General features: G+C 40.8%; 16 protein-coding genes. 15 read left to right on the top strand and 1 reads right to left on the bottom strand.

Annotation, left to right across the window (positions count from 1 at the left end; translation table 11 throughout):
* Positions 1 to 106 precede the first annotated feature (106 nt).
* From D1136_RS10275 to D1136_RS10205, 15 genes are all read left to right on the top strand, one after another.
* Positions 107 to 703 carry a DUF3575 domain-containing protein gene (locus D1136_RS10275; RefSeq protein ID WP_161877535.1) on the top strand — a complete coding sequence of 199 codons (597 nt, stop codon included), beginning with the start codon at positions 107 to 109 and terminating at the stop codon, positions 701 to 703.
* Positions 704 to 715: 12 nt separating this feature from the next.
* Complete coding sequence (locus D1136_RS10270; protein WP_161877540.1) at positions 716 to 2,128, top strand: DUF3868 domain-containing protein; 1,413 nt, start codon at positions 716 to 718, stop codon at positions 2,126 to 2,128.
* Positions 2,129 to 2,156: 28 nt separating this feature from the next.
* The gene (locus D1136_RS10265) at positions 2,157 to 4,163 is read left to right on the top strand and encodes an Mfa1 family fimbria major subunit (protein ID WP_202623111.1); all 2,007 of its coding nucleotides are present in this window, start codon (positions 2,157 to 2,159) and stop codon (positions 4,161 to 4,163) included.
* Positions 4,164 to 4,178: 15 nt separating this feature from the next.
* Positions 4,179 to 5,189: a FimB/Mfa2 family fimbrial subunit gene (locus D1136_RS10260; RefSeq protein WP_370461331.1), complete on the top strand. Its 1,011-nt coding sequence runs from the start codon at positions 4,179 to 4,181 to the stop codon at positions 5,187 to 5,189.
* Position 5,190: 1 nt separating this feature from the next.
* Positions 5,191 to 6,297 carry a hypothetical protein gene (locus D1136_RS10255; protein WP_161877533.1) on the top strand — a complete coding sequence of 369 codons (1,107 nt, stop codon included), beginning with the start codon at positions 5,191 to 5,193 and terminating at the stop codon, positions 6,295 to 6,297.
* A 20-nt stretch (positions 6,298 to 6,317) separates the two neighbouring features.
* Entirely contained in the window at positions 6,318 to 9,359 is a 3,042-nt protein-coding gene (locus tag D1136_RS10250; protein ID WP_161877532.1) for a DUF4906 domain-containing protein, read from the top strand.
* 14 nt (positions 9,360 to 9,373) lie between these two features.
* The gene (locus D1136_RS10245; RefSeq protein ID WP_161877531.1) at positions 9,374 to 10,342 is read left to right on the top strand and encodes a DUF5106 domain-containing protein; all 969 of its coding nucleotides are present in this window, start codon (positions 9,374 to 9,376) and stop codon (positions 10,340 to 10,342) included.
* Between the two features lie 154 nt (positions 10,343 to 10,496).
* Positions 10,497 to 10,922, top strand: coding sequence for a DUF3244 domain-containing protein (locus D1136_RS10240; protein WP_161877530.1), 426 nt, complete (start codon positions 10,497 to 10,499; stop codon positions 10,920 to 10,922).
* A 479-nt stretch (positions 10,923 to 11,401) separates the two neighbouring features.
* On the top strand, positions 11,402 to 11,782 hold the full coding sequence (locus tag D1136_RS10235; RefSeq protein ID WP_175551331.1) for a helix-turn-helix transcriptional regulator: 381 nt from the start codon (positions 11,402 to 11,404) through the stop codon (positions 11,780 to 11,782).
* Between the two features lie 70 nt (positions 11,783 to 11,852).
* Complete coding sequence (locus tag D1136_RS10230) at positions 11,853 to 12,083, top strand: thioredoxin family protein (protein WP_046146152.1); 231 nt, start codon at positions 11,853 to 11,855, stop codon at positions 12,081 to 12,083.
* Positions 12,084 to 12,094: 11 nt separating this feature from the next.
* Positions 12,095 to 12,499 (top strand): nitrophenyl compound nitroreductase subunit ArsF family protein, encoded by a 405-nt coding sequence (locus D1136_RS10225; RefSeq protein WP_046146520.1) that lies wholly within the window; start codon positions 12,095 to 12,097, stop codon positions 12,497 to 12,499.
* 10 nt (positions 12,500 to 12,509) lie between these two features.
* On the top strand, positions 12,510 to 13,223 hold the full coding sequence (locus D1136_RS10220; protein ID WP_046146153.1) for an aromatic aminobenezylarsenical efflux permease ArsG family transporter: 714 nt from the start codon (positions 12,510 to 12,512) through the stop codon (positions 13,221 to 13,223).
* Entirely contained in the window at positions 13,220 to 13,669 is a 450-nt protein-coding gene (locus D1136_RS10215) for an arsenate reductase ArsC (RefSeq protein WP_161877529.1), read from the top strand. The genes D1136_RS10220 and D1136_RS10215 overlap by 4 nt, the downstream gene beginning before the upstream one ends.
* A 45-nt stretch (positions 13,670 to 13,714) precedes the next feature.
* Entirely contained in the window at positions 13,715 to 14,683 is a 969-nt protein-coding gene (locus D1136_RS10210) for a permease (RefSeq protein ID WP_046146155.1), read from the top strand.
* An 18-nt stretch (positions 14,684 to 14,701) separates the two neighbouring features.
* Complete coding sequence (locus D1136_RS10205) at positions 14,702 to 15,562, top strand: RteC domain-containing protein (protein WP_051572934.1); 861 nt, start codon at positions 14,702 to 14,704, stop codon at positions 15,560 to 15,562.
* Between the two features lie 381 nt (positions 15,563 to 15,943).
* Here D1136_RS10205 and D1136_RS10200 read toward each other — a convergent pair whose 3' ends face one another.
* The gene (locus D1136_RS10200; protein WP_046146156.1) at positions 15,944 to 17,170 is read right to left on the bottom strand and encodes a site-specific integrase; all 1,227 of its coding nucleotides are present in this window, start codon (positions 17,168 to 17,170) and stop codon (positions 15,944 to 15,946) included.
* Between the last annotated feature and the right edge of the window lie 234 nt (positions 17,171 to 17,404).

The following is a 17,404-nucleotide window of genomic DNA, read 5'->3' as shown; positions in this document are numbered from 1 at the left end:
TTATAGTATCTCTTACAAAGAGATAGGAATGCATTTATTGTGTTATATGCAGATAGAAAAGGGAAGGTAAGTGAAACAGGTGCTGTATAATCAATGAATATCAAATATGAATAAGAGGATTTTAAAACTTTATGGAGTTTTGCTTCTGGGACTTTTTCTCGGTACGGGAGGGAAATGTCAGAAAATAGCAGTTAAGACCAATCTGCTTTATGACATTCCTGCTTTGACTGCTAATGCAGGTATTGAGTTTGGTCTGTTTAAAAGCTGGACATTGGATATTTCTGCCAATTACAACGGCTGGACGCTTTCTCACGATCGCCGGTGGAAGCACTGGCTTTTGCAACCGGAGGCGCGTTATTGGTTTTGTGACCGTTTTGCAGGGCATTTCGTAGGTGCACATTTGCTTGGCGGGCAGTTTAATATCGGCGGATTGAAGAATCACATTCGTTTTTTAGGAAGTGATTTTTCTCAAATCGGGCACAAACGTTATCAGGGGTGGATGATGGGAGCGGGGGTAGCGTATGGTTATGCCTGGATTTTGGGAGAACACTGGAACTTGGAAGGTGAAATCGGTTTTGGGTGGATTTATACCCGTTATGATTCATACCCGTGCGCTAATTGTGGTAAGAAATTGTCCGAGAATAAGACGCACAATTATGTTGGTCCGACGAAAGCGGCGGTGAATTTAGTATATACTTTTTAACGAAAGATGATGATGAAGAGAATATATACGATATGCCTGCTGGCGTGGTTCATGTCAACGGCATTGCAGGCCCAGGCCTTGTTGGATGGACGTGTAACAGTAAATAATCTGGATATCGCTCGTACGGAAGGTAATTTGTTTATTTCGATGGATGTGGATATTTCGGGTTTAGAGTTGAAAATAGAACGTGAGATGGTGCTGACGCCTGTGTTATGCAACGGAACCGACTCATTGCGTTTGCCGGCGATGGTGATCGCTGGACGCAACCGTTATTTCCATCATAGGCGCAACGATTCACTGCCAGAGCAGTTGTTGGTGAGACGTACCAAAAAAGATACTGTGGTTAACTATCGTACCGTAGTGCCTTTTCAAGGATGGATGGCTGCTGCTACCTTGATGATGGATGAAGGGGAATGTGGGTGTCGGTGTGAGGTGGTCATGTCGGATAATGAAATGTTGATGGCATTGAATTTTAAACCAGATGTATTCAAACCTACTTTCGTCTATTTGGCACCACAGGCAGAAACGGTGAAGATCCGGGAGGTAAAAGGTTCGGCTTATGTTGATTTTCCGGTCAACCGCACCTATATTAATGAAAATTACCGCGACAATTATGTTGAATTGCAGAAGATACGGAATACCATTGACATTGTGCGTAATGATGCCGATACGCGGATTACATCCGTATTTATAAAAGGATTTGCTTCTCCGGAAGGTTTGTATGCCAACAATGCTCGTTTGGCGAAAGGGCGTACTGCTGCGGTGAAAGAATATGTACGCAAATTGTATGAATTTCCCGACAGTTTGATGGTCACGGCTTATGAACCGGAAGACTGGGAGGGACTGACACGGTATGTGGAAACGTCTGACCTTCCCAATAAGACGGGGATTTTGGACCTGATTGGTAGTGAGATGGAGCCGGATAGAAAAGAAGCTGAGTTGAAGAAACGTTATCCGTCGGATTATGCTTATCTCTACCGGAATGTATATCCGGGATTGCGTCATTCGGATTATGCGGTTCAATATCATGTACGCACTTATACAGATGTAGCTGAAATCCGGAAGTTGATGACTACGGAACCACAAAAGCTGAGTCTGCAGGAATTGTATCTCGTAGCTCTGGATTGTGTACCAGGCAGCGATGAATATAATGAGGTATTTGCTATTGCGGTGCGTATGTTTCCTAATGATGAGACAGCTAACCTCAATGCTGCCAATATGGCGATGGAATTGGGCGACCTGAAAAATGCCGGACGTTATCTTTCTAAGGCGGGAACGGGTGCAGAAGCTGTGTATGCGCGGGCCATTTACGCGGCCTTAGGTAACGATTATGAGAGGGCCGGCAAACTGTTTGCTGAAGCACAACAGAAAGGGATTACTCAGGCTGCGGCAGCACTCAGACAGTTAGAAGAAATAAAGAGATAAAATTATATATAATCAAAAACAGAGTAAGATGAAACTTTGGGGTAAATTCTTAGTGGGTGTGTTTGCCTTCATCGTGATGGCAGGATGTAATAAACATTCCGAAAGTTTAAACAAGGAATGGGAACCTATAGACGATAAAAATGTCGTTTATATGAATGTTAATCTTCAACTTCCGGCAAGTCCTGGCACACGTAGTGTAACTGGAGAGGAAGGGGGAACAGAGAGTGGAACGGAAACAGGGCAAGATTATGAAAATAGAGTAAGCAGCCTTTTGTTGGTATTGGCAGAAAAGGACTATACTTATATTGCGCATGGTCTGGCCGGTGCATTGGCAGTAAAGAATGACGGATTGGTGTCTGCGACGGCAGCCATTACCCAGACGGCACTTGCCAGTTACTATGATAAAAAAACGGGCAATAACCGGGGGGCTTCTCTTCCGCAGGGAGCTGAGAAAATTTATGTGTTTGCTTATTGTAATCCGCCGAAAGATTTGCTGGATGTTTTTGACAAGTGGGATGAAAATAATCCCACTGCTTGGGTGGACGCCTTTTGTGAGGTGGTAGGAAAAAACTATGAGGCAGGCGATGACGAAATCGGGGCAACGGATGGTACTAACCGCTCCATTTGGGCAAAAGGAAACTTCCTGATGTCGAGTGCAGAAATCGTTGAGGTAGAAATTCCGCGTACTTTCGATGAATGGTTGGTAAAATACGCTGAAATCAATTCGCCTCTTGAGTTTACGAAAGTTGTTCCGGTGGAACGTTCCGTTGCGCGTTTTGATTTTAAAGACGGCAGTCCTGCAAATACTCTGCCCAATACTTATATTATAGATAAAGTCACAGGGCAGTCAGGAGGAGCTTTACGTGTACAATTGGTGCGTATGGCCCTGGTGAATATGAGCAAAAATTTTTATTATTTACGGCGCATTTCAAATCATACGAACGGATATGGAGAACCGGTGATTTGTGGGGTGGAGAGACGAAATAATCATGTGGTGGATGTTGATGCGGCAAAAAAACACAAATACTCGGATATAAAAGGACAAACTCCGGATGAGCTGGAATTGGGAAAATATTTCAATTTCCTTTTATTTAATGGAGATGGAACGATAGATGAAGGAAGCCGTTACTATTGGAACAATTGGAACATAAACGCAGTGCTTGGCAATGATGGTGATGTACTTGGAGAAGGAAACAACTGGACAGGGGCAGATGGTGCAACAGATAAATCCGGTTACCATATTTGGCGGTATGTTACAGAAAATACAGTTTCAAATAATGAGTACCAGGCCAATGCTGTTTCAACCGGAATTGTATTTAAAGGAAAATTGTTGATTAATGAAAACGATGAATCCGTGAATGAAACTCTCAGAATGGCTGTTAACGGAAAATATAAAGTACCTGATAATTTAAAGGGAAAAGTATATGTTTATTCGGTCGATGGTGTCGATTATCCGATACTTTACCAATATATGGGTAGTTTGTTTGTCGGATGGAACAACCAGGTAAAAGGATATAGTGAGGAGAAACCCGGTTCTGCAATATATGCGGCTGTGCACGATAAAGTGGAAGAGGGGAAATCAGCTGATGAATTGTATCAGGAATTGGTAGCAATTGCCAATGATGAAAATTCTTCTAAAGTTGCTGTCGAGACTGCATTGGGTAAATTCCGTAAAGCTGCTACAAAGCAAGGATTTACATTGTATCAGGCAAGTGATGATACCCAGGATTACAATCCGGATCAACAAAAAGAGGAAACATATGGTCCCGGTTATTATTTTTATTATTACTATTGGAACCGCCATAACAATAACGGTAGAAACGGTGTAATGGGACCGATGGAATTTGCTGTGGTCCGTAATAATGTATATAAGTTGTCTGTGACGGAAATCCATAGTTTGGGGCATCCGCGTATTTCCGATAATGATCCTGAAAAACCGACTCCGGATACTCCTGATGAAGTAGGCAAATTGTATTTTACCGTAGACGTGAAAGTATTGCCTTGGACTGTTCGGGTAAACAATATTATATTTTAAACTATCATGCAAGGGATGAAACGAGATATGATGTTACGTTGGCCGGGAATGGTGTATGCCTTTCTGATGCTCGTCTCCCTGTCTTCGTGCGAGAAGATTTACGATGATCTGGAGGCTTGTCCGCATGGGGTTTCCCTGCGTTTCGTGTATGATTATAATATGGCTTATGCTAATGCATTCCCCAAAAAGGTGGATTGTCTGACACTCTATGTGTACGATAGTGAAGAAAATTATATTGCAACACATGTCGTGACTGCCGATTCGTTGTTGCAGGATGAGGAATGGCGGATGCAACTGGAATTGCCTGAGGGGAGCTATCATTTCGTGGCTTATGGTGGGCTTGCTTGTGACAAGAGTTCTTTTTCGTTAGTGCAGGAGCCGGGAGAAACTTCCCGGTTTGAGGAACTCCGGACATTGATGGATATGGATTGTCTGACATCGGAAGATTCGGCACGACGCAACCTTCATGGCTTTTACTGGGGTGATTTACAGTTGAAAACAGCTGACCTTTTCCAAGAGGGAACGGTGAAAATGATGAAAAATACGAATAACATCCGTATTGTATTGCAGGACGTGAATAGTGAACAGCCGGTGTACGGAAAAGATTTCATTTTTTCCGTAACAGACGACAATACGCTTTTCAGCCAGAACAACGAGCTGATAGAGAACGGTCGGGTAACTTATACTCCTTGGGCACAGGGCAATACGTTTATCGGTATGGATGATGCCGGGAGAGAGGTAGTTGGTGCTTATGCTGAGTTATCTGTATCGCGGCTGATGACGGGGAATTCACCTGTACTGCAAATAAGGAGTACGTTGACGGGGGAATATGTCATTGATATCCCCTTGTTGAAATATCTGATGTTATATAAGAGCGACCTTTATGCCAGGATGGAAACACAGGAATTTCTTGACCGCCAGAGCGAATGGACGATGCTTTTCCTGCTGGACAGCCAGAAAAGATGGGTGCAAACTTATATTAAGATTAATGATTGGACGGTAAGGCTTAACGAAACGGGTTTATAAAATGAGCAAATCGGTATATATCATACTCTTGTTTGCTGCATCCCTTTGGTTTGCTGGTTGCAGAAAAGGAGAATATACAGAGGAACTGCCGGCGTTGATGACACTGAAAATCAACGTGGGATTGTCCGGCTCTCTGCCAGAAACACGGGCTGATTATTCCGATGCGGAGAATGAAGATGAAAAGATGCATTCTTTACGTGTCATAATCGTTCGTCCGAATGGGGTCGTTGAAAAAACGGAATATATAGATTTGGAAAACGAACCTGTAACCGAGCGTGTTTGTGAATTTAAAGAGATTGTCAGCGGAGAGAGTAAAAGGATTTTTCTGGTTGTCAACGAACATGCAACAAAAACAGAAGAAAATGGAATTGTGAGGCCGGTAGTCTCTTATGATTTTTCGAAAATCGGACAGGGGGAATTGTTTCCGGTGGATACTATCTACAATTTAACAGTCTGTCTGAATGGGAAAACCGAACAATTGACTGGGCCATTGCCTATGAGCGATATGCATCAGGTGGAAATACCGCGTTACTCTGCGGACGGTCAGGAACATTCGTTGGAAGTGCCGCTTACAGTTAGGCGTATTGCTGTTAAATTTACATACTATGTGACTAATAAAAGCGATAAAAATCTGAGGGTTGTTGGGTTGAAAATGGAAAAAATGGCACATAGCGAATATTTTATGCCGAGGGAATTTGATGGGGGATACTTTGTTGTTCCTTCTGTAAATGGCAGCAATGAATATTATTCTTTCTTACATAATTTTTCCAAAGCCATTGATATACCGGCAAAAGCGGAAAATATCCATTTATTGCAGCAGGCAGGTGAAAAGCCGGTGTACCTTTTGGAGGGGAAATATGAAGATGAGAAGTCAGATGAGGAAGATACAATGTTGAATTATAAAATGGCGCTTAAACTACAATGTGACGAATTCGGAAAGGATTCGTGGGAAACTACTTTCGAGTATTTTCCCAGCCTGCCGGAATATTTGCGTCGCAACACGCATGTGGTGGTTTTTGCTACGATTCAGCCTGACCTGGAGATAAAGTGTGAAGTACACGTTCATCCCTATATCGGTATTCCTCTTGAGCCGGATTTCGGATTATAATAAAAAGGATTAAAAAATATATGAAACGCAGTGTTTTGTTCTGTTTTTGGATGTTGTTGTGTATGACAGCATGTGTGGATGATGAAATACGCTCTTTTGATGCTTTGCCGGAAGGCGAAACCACGGTAAATGTCACCGTGGAATTTCAATCGCTGACGCCGGCATTGGCGACTCGTGCGGTGGCAGGGGACACGATTAGAAAAATCAGGGACCTGTGTGTGTTGGTGTATGGGGTGGACGGCAAGTTGATAAAGAATTATCCTATAAAGTGGAAAGATGGGAAAGTGTCGGGTTATATCGAAGGTGAGCAGGTTCGCAAAGGTGATACCCTTGCCGAGTCGGCAACACCTTATGCCAGGTTCAATCTGAAACTTCCTTACGGACGTTATCATATTTATGCTGTTGCCAATATGGGGGATTTGACCTCTCCTGCTGAAGTTACAGAAGCGATACAAACTCGTGACGGCCTCAAAAATATTTCCCTTACATGGCAAAAGGATGTGGAAAAGAATAATCAGATGCTTGGACATTTTACTGAGAAAGGGCACTATGCCGACGATGTGGACGGGGTGATTATCAACCGCAAAAACATGGAGCTGAGGGCAGGTATTCGACGGGTGGTATCAAAAGTTACACTCGCGTTTGACGGTTCGCAACTCAAAGAAGGAGTGTTTGTATACGTTAAATCTGTACAGATTAAGGATATTCCGCTTTATTGCCGTTTGGGAAATAAAAATACTGTTAAAGCTTCCAGGGATTCTTTGATAGAGGAGGGAGATACGATTTTATATGTTGCTTCGGGAATTCCTTTTGATGAAGACTATCCGGCACGGGTCACCAGAGGAAGGCCTTATTATCCGCATGATGATCAGTATAACAAAGCTTTCCATTCGGAAACTGAGCGTGCACTTTTCTTTTTTGAGAACATGCAGGGAATTCACCCGGACCATAATAAACAGCAGGATGCAGATCATAACGGAAGCCTTGATCATCCTGGTACCTCAAAACATCCGTCTCCTGAGTATCGTCCCAAGGATGGTATACTTTACGGTACTTACATAGAAGTAGAAGCTTATTATCGTTCCATTAATTCGGAGCGTTTGGGAAATGGGGATATTACTTACCGTTTTATGCTGGGGAAGAATGTTACGACAGACTATGATGCGGAACGCAACCATCATTATAAGCTGACTTTGCGTTTCAAAAATTTCGCTAACGATGCAGACTGGCATATTGATTATGAGGAACCTGAACCCAGTATACAGGTACCGCATCCTTATTATATTTCTTATTTGTACAATCATAAGATGATGTTACCCGTGAAAGTCAATGCAGGGAATGCTTCTCTGCGGAGTTTCACGGCAAAAATAGATACCAATTCATGGGCACCTTATTCAGCACCCCGACTTGATTATTACAGAAAATTAGACCCCTACAATGCACAATTCAATGAAGATTTTAATGGGGGATGGGGATTGAGACCGTGGAACGGATTTTTGTCTTTGAGGAGGACCAAGACAAAAGTGATTGAAGCCAAGAGGGGGGAAAACAGTGAAGAAATAAACAGAAAGTATTATGAAGATAATAATCGGGGCAACAGGAGTTATAATGTAACTCCGAATATCAACGGATATGACGATGATGATGGAGATGGAAAATACTATGTAACCCAAGAGGCGGAGGGGGTAACGAATTTTCTGTTGCCTATGTATACTCGTGCAAAACAAATGATTATATCCTCAGGTTATACAGGTAATAATCCTTTTGTAGCTTATCAACGCAAATCGGTTATTGAATTTAATGCGGTACTGAGCAATGGAATTACCATTACAAAACATGCTGACATCATGCAGGTGCGCCGGATTGTAAATCCGAAAGGTATCTGGCGGAAATGGAACAGTACCCGTTCGTTTCATGTTGTGTTAAAGCGTTTGCCTATGGAGAATTCGACTTCTTTTGAGACGTTTACTTCCGAAGGGAAATGGAAGGCTTATCCGATTATCGACCCGACAGGGCTGGTTAATTTGGGCGGAACAGACACTGTCCGGGGAAGTACAGGTTCTCCTATTGATTTTACTATCGGTTTTAATGGTAAATGCCTTGACAGTACTCAGAACCGCTGTGCGATTATTCGGGTGGAATATCAGGATTATAGTTGTTATCACTTGATTTTTGTCCGGCAGGGGGGAGCGCCTATGGCATTATTGTCTGGCAAGGCTAAGTGGCTGGCTGGCAATATGCGTACGAAAACTCAGGAAGCGAAATGTCCGTTGGAAGAAGGTTCATTATTTAAGTTTGGTAATTGGAATGCTCCCATTGATGCAACGAATAATGAAAATGACAAGGCTTCTTGGATAAACGTAGGACCTGCTGATTTCAAGGATCATAAAGACTCTCTTTTTCTTATAGCGGGCACCGATAGAAGGGTGAAATGGAGTTCTATAACCTCTTTGGATACCAGAACTAAAAGTTTTGATGATGTAATTATTACAAATAACGGTAAAAGCAGGACTCTTTCAGTGGCTACTATCCATGATTATGAGGAGTTGTACAAATCTTCCGATATTGGATACGCTTATGGGGTACTATATGGTGATGAGGCTACGGAGACACTCACCAAGGTGGAGGAAGTATACGGATATCGCTATGATGAGCGTAAATCAGGAAGTGGCGGCTATGGAATGAGAGGTACTTTTGTTTATAATGCCAACGAAAAAGATGGAGTATATGGCGGTAGAAATTTGTTTTTCCCTATAGGAGCTTCCGGTTATGGTCACCGTAAAAACTCCGATGCGGCAGGAAGTGCAATTCTCAGGTATTCGGTAGGCAGGGACGAACAATATTCGCCTGAAACACAATTGAAATTACGTCCTCTCTTTTATGACCTTTATATGCGTCCGGGGGCTATTTACTGGGCAAAACAATTTGTGAGCAGAAATTTTTATTCGAGGTATGAGGATGATGCTATAGGATGGGATTTTAATTATTTTACTTTTGACTTTAATTATATATCAGAGATTATAAAAAATGATGCCTGTTTTGTACGTTGCGTAGAAAAATAGTGTATACTCAAAATATGAATTTCCTTTATTTCTTGTTCGTCTTGTCGGTAGGATTCCTTGTCGGTAATCCAGCCGGCAGGGCGAATGTTTTAGATGAGGGAATTTTATCCCGAACGGATTCGTTGACAGTTATTCAGTTGCCGCTGCCGGAGGTTCCCGGTACATTGCATACGGTTCCCGAACGGGCGGCATATGTGTTGGAACATTTTTGGGACGCGTTGGATTTTAGCGATACACTTTACAGCCGTCACTGCATTTTTATGGAGCAGAATTTCGTTAATTTTGTATCTCTGTTTCCCCATGCTTCCCGGGAAGCTCGGGTGGTGGCAGTAAAACGACTAATGAAAGCTGCGGAAGCCGATAGTGTCGTTTATTCTCTTCTGGCCTCACTGGCAGAAAAATATCTGTATGAACCGGAGTCACCGATGGTATGTGAAGATTGTTTCCTGTTGTTTTTGGAAGAGATTGTTTGTAGTTCTGTATGGAATGGCTATACCCGAATGCGTTCTGCTTATTTATTGGAAATAGTGAAGAAAAACCGTCCGGGCACACAGGCTGCAGATTTCTCTTTTCTCTTGCCCGATGGCAGGTCGCATCTGCTTTATCAGATACCGGGCCGTTATCTGTTGCTTGTTTTTTATGATACCGGGTGTGACCATTGTCATGAAGTAATGTCGGCTTTGAAAGAAGATATTTTGCTTCGCCGTTTGACGGAGGCAGGAGAGTTGACCCTGTTGATTGTGGATACCGGTCTCAGCTACACGGCATGGCAGCATGTGCTCCCGACATGGCCGCCAGAGTGGAAAACCGCTTTTGACAAAGGCGGTATGCAAGCACATGACCGGTATGTATGGCGTAATTTGCCGGCCTTATATCTTTTAGACAGAGATAAAACCGTACTTCTTAAAGAAGCTTCAGTGCAAAGCATCACAACTTTTCTTACAAGCATTTGGGGATCAGATGCTTTCCCTCAGGATAAATAGGGAGTACAGAAATTAAACCGGTAGAAAACCTTGTATAACTATTTTGTGGTATAACCTGTTGTGTAAAAATAAGGTTAAAAAAATCCAAAAATCACTCACCCGTTTTTTTTCTTTTTTGTCTATCTGATATATATAACCCTTTTAATTTAAATTTATGAAGAAAATTTGGTGTATGCTGCTCATGATTTGCAGTGTGTGCGCTTTCAGCGCTTGTTCAGATGACGATGATAAACAGAAAGACATTGCAGGTGGAGACAAGGAATGTCCGGTGACTGAAATAAAGATGCCTGACTCTGCGGAAACCGGAGAAACAGTAACAATTACGGGAAAAGGATTTGTAACAACAGCTAAACTGACCTTGCAAAATGAGAACAAAGAAAACCTGGAACTCGATGCAACTTTCACTACTACGGAAGGTACTTTTACGATACCAGTCAACTTTGAAGCAGGAAAATACAAAGTAGTCCTTACACAGGCAGGGGGAAAATGGGTGATCGGAAGTATCGAAATCATAGTTTTAAAACGGGAACTCCGGGTAAAACAAATTGTAACCAACAATGGTTCTTCCGTAGTAACATAGGCAAATGGAGACAAATACAGTTAATTCCACCCGTTCGGGTATCCTGTTTTTTTATGCACAATGGAGCATAAATACAGGATACGTTTTAGACACGCGAAAGTGTCTTTTTGTGTCTAAAAGTGACCTTTTCTGACATATCCGGGGATTTTGACGGAGAAAAGAAAAGTCTGTAATATATTGATATTACGGACTTTAGATGTTTAAGCCTTTTGGTTTCTGTGATCCGCCTGGGTTATGAACCAAACGTTATTTCTTCCTCAATATCAGCACTTTCAGAAATTTTGGCTTTGCATCCGTCACGCTTTAGTCCTTAAAAACTGTCTGCTGTTGTCCGGTGTCTGTCTGCCAACATCTTGGGTTCAAATGTACGCATTATTTTTGAATTATGCAAGTGGTTGATTATGAATATATATAGTTCAAGTGCAAGGTGCAAGCGTATATATATATACGCACTTGCACCTTGCACTGAAAAAAATATGATGAAATTTGCTATCTCGAATATTGTTCGTATATTTGCGAACGATATTCGAGATATGGAAAAAAAGAAAGATTATACTGTTACGCAGGAACAGTTGGCAAGATTTGCCAAAGCATTGGGACATCCTGCCCGAATTGCTATTATGCACTTTTTGGCAAAGCAGAAAACGTGTTATTTTGGGGATATTCACGAAGAACTTCCCATTGCCAAAGCAACCGTATCACAGCACTTGAAAGAGTTGAAAGATGCAGGACTTATACAAGGAGAGGTTGAAACGCCTAAAGTGAAATACTGTATCAACCGAGAGAATTGGCAATTGGCTCGTGAACTCTTTAAGGAGTTTTTCGGGCAATGTATCTGTAAATCGGGGGAGTGTTGCTGATAATCCCCTTTTTTTAATATTAATGTTCGTTGTTTTGCGAATTACGTTTAATATAATAAATTTATAAATTATGGAAATTAAAGTATTAGGAACAGGCTGTGCAGGTTGCAAGGCTCTGTATGCAACGGTTGAACAAGTAGTAAAAGAATTAGCTTTGGAAGCGGTAATAACCAAAGAAGAAGATTTGATGAAGATTATGGAATACAATGTAATGGCACTTCCTGCCCTCGTTGTTGACGGTAAGGTTGTGGCAAAGGGCAAACTTTCTGCCAAAGAAGTAAAAGATGTATTAACCAAGTAAATCAGATTATGATGAAACGCTTTTTATTCCTTACCATTGCTTGTTTGTTTTCTATTTGTGGAATGGCTCAGATTGCCGCAGATACCTATGTGGAAGTTCTTTATTTTCATGGGAAACAACGTTGTGTAACTTGCAAAGCCATTGAGAAATATACGAAAGAAGTGGTCAATGCAGATTTGGCAGAGTTGGTTAAAAATGGTAAACTACGTTTCAAAGAAGTAGATATTTCAACTCCCGAAGGCGAGAAGCTGGCAGAGAAATATCGTGTAAGTTGGTCTTCTCTTTATGTTAATAAATGGAAGGACGGTAAAGAAGAACGTAACGACATGACACGCTTTGGTTTTCAGAATGCCCGAAACAACACATCAGCTTTCAAGAAAGAATTAAAACAGAAAATCAATCAGTTGCTAAAATAAATACAGTTTTATGGAATACTTGCAAACATGGTTGGATAATAGTGAGATACCTATTATTACCGCTTTTCTGCTCGGTCTGTTGACTGCTGTAAGTCCTTGCCCATTGGCTACCAACATTACCGCTATTGGATTTATCAGTAAGGATATAAATAACCGTAACCGGATATTTACAAATGGTGTTCTATATACTTTAGGGCGTGTATTGGCTTATTCTGCATTAGGCGCAATACTTATCGCAATACTCCGAAAGGGTGCAGATATGTTTGCCATACAAAAAGGTATCAGCGAATGGGGGGAACTGCTGCTTGCTCCTGCTTTGATATTGATAGGGCTGTTTATGCTATTCGGAGATAAATTGCAATTACCTAAGTTCGGATTTTCCGCTACTGAAAAGACAGAAAAACTAAAAGGTTCATGGGGCAGTTTGTTGCTGGGGATATTGTTTGCCATGGCGTTTTGTCCGACCAGTGGGCTATTTTATTTTGGCATGCTTATTCCCATGTCAGCTATGGAAAGTGAGGGGTATTTGCTACCTGTCATTTTTGCATTGGCAACAGGGCTTCCAGTTATGCTTGTCGCTTGGATTTTGGCATACAGTGTAGCAGGGATAGGAAAGTTTTATAACCGTGTGCAGACTTTTCAGAAGTGGTTTAATAACATGGTAGCTATACTGTTTATTTTGGTTGGCATTTATTATGGATTGATAAATTTGGGTATAATATGAAAATTTTAATTTTATGTACAGGAAATAGCTGTCGCAGCCAAATGGCGCATGGTTTCCTGCAATCGTTTGATAAGAATATACAAGTGTATTCCGCTGGTACGCATCCGGCAGAGAAAGTTAATCCTTTGGTTGTTAAGATAATGTCAGAAGTTGGCATTGATATAAGTAAGCATATTCCTACCAATGTAACTGCTTATTTAAGTGATACATGGGATTATGTGATAACAGTATGCGGTAGTGCTAACGAAACGTGTCCGGCTTTTGAGGGCAATGTAGGGAAACGGTTGCATATTGGTTTTGATGACCCCTCGGAAGCAATAGGGACAACGGACTTCATCAGAAGCGAATTTGAAAGAGTGCGTAATGAAATCAAAAATGAATTTGCCAAGTTTTACATTACAGAGATAAAAAAACAAGAACTGCCTAAATGTGCTTGTAACCGCTAATTTTTTAGGTAATATGTTCGTATTATCACAAACAATAATAGGATTATGATACAAAGATTTGCAGATTGGCTGGTGTATGACATCTTCGGTTTGGATGCTTCAACAGCTTTAGGAGAAGCTATAAACTTCTTCTTTTACGATACGATAAAGATTTTGATATTATTATTTTTTATCAGTGTGATAATGGGCATTATAAATGCCTATTTCCCGATAGAACGTTTACGCAATTATTTGACTTCTCGTAAATTATATGGATTACAATATTTCTTTGCCGCCCTGTTTGGTGCCATTACCCCGTTCTGTTCCTGTTCTTCCATACCGCTGTTTATCGGATTTGTGAAAGGGGGGATTCCTTTAGGGGTAACATTCGCCTATTTGATAACCTCGCCTTTGGTAAATGAGGTTGCTGTTGCCATGTTTATCGGTACTTTTGGGTTGCGTATTACTTCTATTTATGTGATTAGCGGTATTCTGTTAGGTATGGTAGGTGGATTTATTTTGGGCAAGATGAAATTAGAACCTTATTTGAGTGATTGGGTAAAACAAATTCAGCAAAACTCAACTTCCGACTCCGGAACATGGGAAAAAGAGCATACTCCGTTCTTTAGACGATTGCCGATTATCATGCAAGAAGCATGGGGCATTGTCAAAGGTGTACTTCTGTATATCCTTATCGGAATCGGTATCGGTGCATTTATGCACGGCTATGTGCCGGAAGGATTTTTTGAGCAGTATATGTCTAAGGATAATTGGTTTGCAGTTCCTTTATCAGTAGTGTTGGCTGTTCCAATGTATGCCAATGCTGCCGGAATAGTACCGGTAATTGAAGTTTTTGTAGCTAAGGGTATCCCCATAGGGACTGCGCTTGCTTTTATGATGGCAGTTGTTGGGCTGTCATTGCCCGAAGCTACGCTGTTGAAAAAAGTAATGACTTGGCGGCTGATAGGGATATTTTTTGGATTGATAACCTTATTTATTATTATGTTAGGTTATCTTTATAACATTGTGTTATAGCCGCAATATGTTGTGAGTATGGAATATGCAGCAATTAAAAGCTACGTTAGTAAATTACTCTTTCAGATACAGACCGAAATAAATATTTCTAATTCTGACGAATGTATAGGGATTGATAGGGCGTTACACATGATGCGTTTTATTAGACCTTTGTGTGATGAACTTAGGAAGTATACAGTAAATTATCAGTTTAGGGACGAGGCGGAAGAAATCTATTTCTTTAAAGAACTAAAGCCGGAAGTATTAAGTAAATATATGTACTACAACAAAATTTATGTTATAGAAAGCAAATTCCCAACAGGTAGTGATGTTGCGCAAAAAGAATATCTGTACAATGAACTAAATAGTTTAACATTCTATTTCAGTAGGAATTTGGACTTTTACCAGTATTACCGTTCTAAATCTACTTATTTGGATAGATACTATTTTACCCGAAACCAAAACGATTTACGAATATGTACAGACAGTTCCCATATTGATAAAGACCCTCTATATTCAACCGGATATGATTTTAAAGTGGCTAAAATTATTACTAACGAACTGTTGAAAATCTATTTGACTAACAGATTGCAAGAATTGGAGCGTATTGTACAGCGCAAAGCGGATAACGGACAGGTTGTAGAAACTATTTTGCGTTGGACTGGCTCTAAAAGGGCGTTGGTAGAACTGATTTATGCTTTAGAAGCGAATGGGGATTTTAATAAAGGAACGGCTACTTTAAAAGAGATTGCAGGATATTTTGAAAATGTGTTCAGTATAGATATTGGTGATTTATATCATTCTTATTTGGAAATGCGAAGCCGTAAGATAAATAGAACTCGGTATTTGGAAACATTGCAAAAAAGTCTGCTCCGAAGAATGGATGAAAACGATACATGATGCGAGTTTTATTTTATTTTCGCAAGTAATTATATTCTTGGCAATAAATAAACCATTCAGTATTTCAATCAATATTGAATGGTTTATTGTTTTCATTCAATCCTGCCATATTGAAATCTTGCTTTCAATCAATCAAGCTATCAATATTTCAATAAAACAAGATTGTAGAATTACAGAAATAAACTCATCGGTCGGGGAACGCCCAGCGGCAAGGGGCGGGACCACCCGTCCCGACGAGCGAAAAAATTTTTAGTTAGGGAATGTCTTTCTTTCATTGGCAACACGACTTCGGAGTGAATTTGCCCAAGGTGTTTTGCGGCACGGAAAACAGATTTGTGTGCCACAAATCACACCTTGCTGTTATCTGACGATAACACGATTTTAACGGCTGGCAGTACGATTTGGAACGTCCAGTTTTTGAGCCAACATTTCCATGTCGCCACTTACTTTCAAATCGGTAATCCTCGCATAAATTTGAGTAGTCCGGATATTAGTATGACCTAAAATTTTAGATACTGTCTCAATAGGTACACCATTGGCGAGCAGCACCGAAGTGGCGCACGAATGGCGCGCTACATGATAGGTCAAGGTCTTTTCAATTCCGCAAATGGCTGCGATTTCTTTTAAGTAATCATTCATTTTTTGATTGCTGATAACTGGTAAAATCTTACCGTTTGGCAATTTGTCTTTGTACTTTTCCAATATGGCTTTTGGTATATCCAGCAATCGGACGGTAGATGTAACATTTGTTTTGTGTCTTTTCCGTATAATCCACAAATTACCGTCAAATCCGGTACGAATGTCCTCCTGCCTTAACTCGCATACATCAATGTAGGAAAGTGCCGTGTAACAACTGAAAATGAACAAATCACGTACCTGCTCCAACCGTTTAGAGCTAAACTCGTGGTTGTAAATGGTGGTAATTTCTTCCATAGTCAGATAATCCCTATCGGTACGTTCAAACCTTACCCGATAACTCCCGAAAGGGTCGGCAGTCACTAAACCCGTATTCTTGGCAAAGTTTACTACCGTGCGAAAACGTTGTACGAACTTCATAGCCGTATTATGGCTGCACCCATAGTTATTCTTGATATACAACAGGAAATCTTCAATGAATACCACATTTATATCTTTAATGAGCATATCGGAAACGGAGTATTTAAACTTCATAAACTCCATAAGTCGTTTCTTTGTCAGTTCATAACGTGAGTAGGTTTTGTCTGCGGTATTCATTTTAACCTTTTGCAAATACTGTTCGTTGTGCTGTTTGAAGAACTCTATCAAAGTCCGTTCCCTTGCTATCTTGCCTAAAAAAGCGTTCTTTACCAGTTCTGCGGTTACATATCCGTCTTGCGCCATTAACGCATGGTAATGTTGATGAACTGTGCTACGAATACTTTCCAGCATGGAATTGATGTGTACGGCTTCTGCGGTTCTGCCGGAAGCCTTGCCTAATTCCACGCTCCAGTGAGCCGGATTTATTTCCAACTTGGTGTTAAACTGGGCTACAACTTGGTCGATAGTGATACGTGCGATAATCGGTGCATTACCGTTCTTCTTTACTGCATTTCGTTTGACGAAATAGAGTAGCTTAAAAGTACTTCTCATAATCTCTTTTTTTTAGTTACAAACTTAAATTGATAAACTGAAAATGAGATATTTGCAGTACGGACAAATCAAGACAACAAACCGCCAATTTAAGACATTCCGTGACCTAAAATCTTAGAGGGTGGACAGGTCACGAATTGGTCACGAAATTGTGTCTTTTTGTGACCTTTTCGTGTCTTAGGTCACAGACATTATACAAAGAAAAACTCCTACAATACCTTGATATTGTAGGAG

The organism is Odoribacter sp. Z80 (genome assembly GCF_009935865.1).
In the GTDB taxonomy this organism is placed as follows: Bacteria; Bacteroidota; Bacteroidia; order Bacteroidales; family Marinifilaceae; genus Odoribacter.
This window is presented reverse-complemented; position numbering and strand designations above follow the sequence as displayed.

Excerpts from the sequence above, each read along its gene's own strand:
- D1136_RS10275 (WP_161877535.1), top strand. The coding sequence starts at position 107 with ATGAATAAGAGGATTTTAAAACTTTATGGAGTTTTGCTTCTGGGACTT.
- D1136_RS10270 (WP_161877540.1), top strand. The coding sequence starts at position 716 with ATGAAGAGAATATATACGATATGCCTGCTGGCGTGGTTCATGTCAACG.
- D1136_RS10265 (WP_202623111.1), top strand. The coding sequence starts at position 2,157 with ATGAAACTTTGGGGTAAATTCTTAGTGGGTGTGTTTGCCTTCATCGTG.
- D1136_RS10260 (WP_370461331.1), top strand. The coding sequence starts at position 4,179 with ATGAAACGAGATATGATGTTACGTTGGCCGGGAATGGTGTATGCCTTT.
- D1136_RS10255 (WP_161877533.1), top strand. The coding sequence starts at position 5,191 with ATGAGCAAATCGGTATATATCATACTCTTGTTTGCTGCATCCCTTTGG.
- D1136_RS10250 (WP_161877532.1), top strand. The coding sequence starts at position 6,318 with ATGAAACGCAGTGTTTTGTTCTGTTTTTGGATGTTGTTGTGTATGACA.
- D1136_RS10245 (WP_161877531.1), top strand. The coding sequence starts at position 9,374 with ATGAATTTCCTTTATTTCTTGTTCGTCTTGTCGGTAGGATTCCTTGTC.
- D1136_RS10240 (WP_161877530.1), top strand. The coding sequence starts at position 10,497 with ATGAAGAAAATTTGGTGTATGCTGCTCATGATTTGCAGTGTGTGCGCT.
- D1136_RS10235 (WP_175551331.1), top strand. The coding sequence starts at position 11,402 with ATGAAATTTGCTATCTCGAATATTGTTCGTATATTTGCGAACGATATT.
- D1136_RS10230 (WP_046146152.1), top strand. The coding sequence starts at position 11,853 with ATGGAAATTAAAGTATTAGGAACAGGCTGTGCAGGTTGCAAGGCTCTG.
- D1136_RS10225 (WP_046146520.1), top strand. The coding sequence starts at position 12,095 with ATGAAACGCTTTTTATTCCTTACCATTGCTTGTTTGTTTTCTATTTGT.
- D1136_RS10220 (WP_046146153.1), top strand. The coding sequence starts at position 12,510 with ATGGAATACTTGCAAACATGGTTGGATAATAGTGAGATACCTATTATT.
- D1136_RS10215 (WP_161877529.1), top strand. The coding sequence starts at position 13,220 with ATGAAAATTTTAATTTTATGTACAGGAAATAGCTGTCGCAGCCAAATG.
- D1136_RS10210 (WP_046146155.1), top strand. The coding sequence starts at position 13,715 with ATGATACAAAGATTTGCAGATTGGCTGGTGTATGACATCTTCGGTTTG.
- D1136_RS10205 (WP_051572934.1), top strand. The coding sequence starts at position 14,702 with ATGGAATATGCAGCAATTAAAAGCTACGTTAGTAAATTACTCTTTCAG.
- D1136_RS10200 (WP_046146156.1), bottom strand. The coding sequence starts at position 17,170 with ATGAGAAGTACTTTTAAGCTACTCTATTTCGTCAAACGAAATGCAGTA.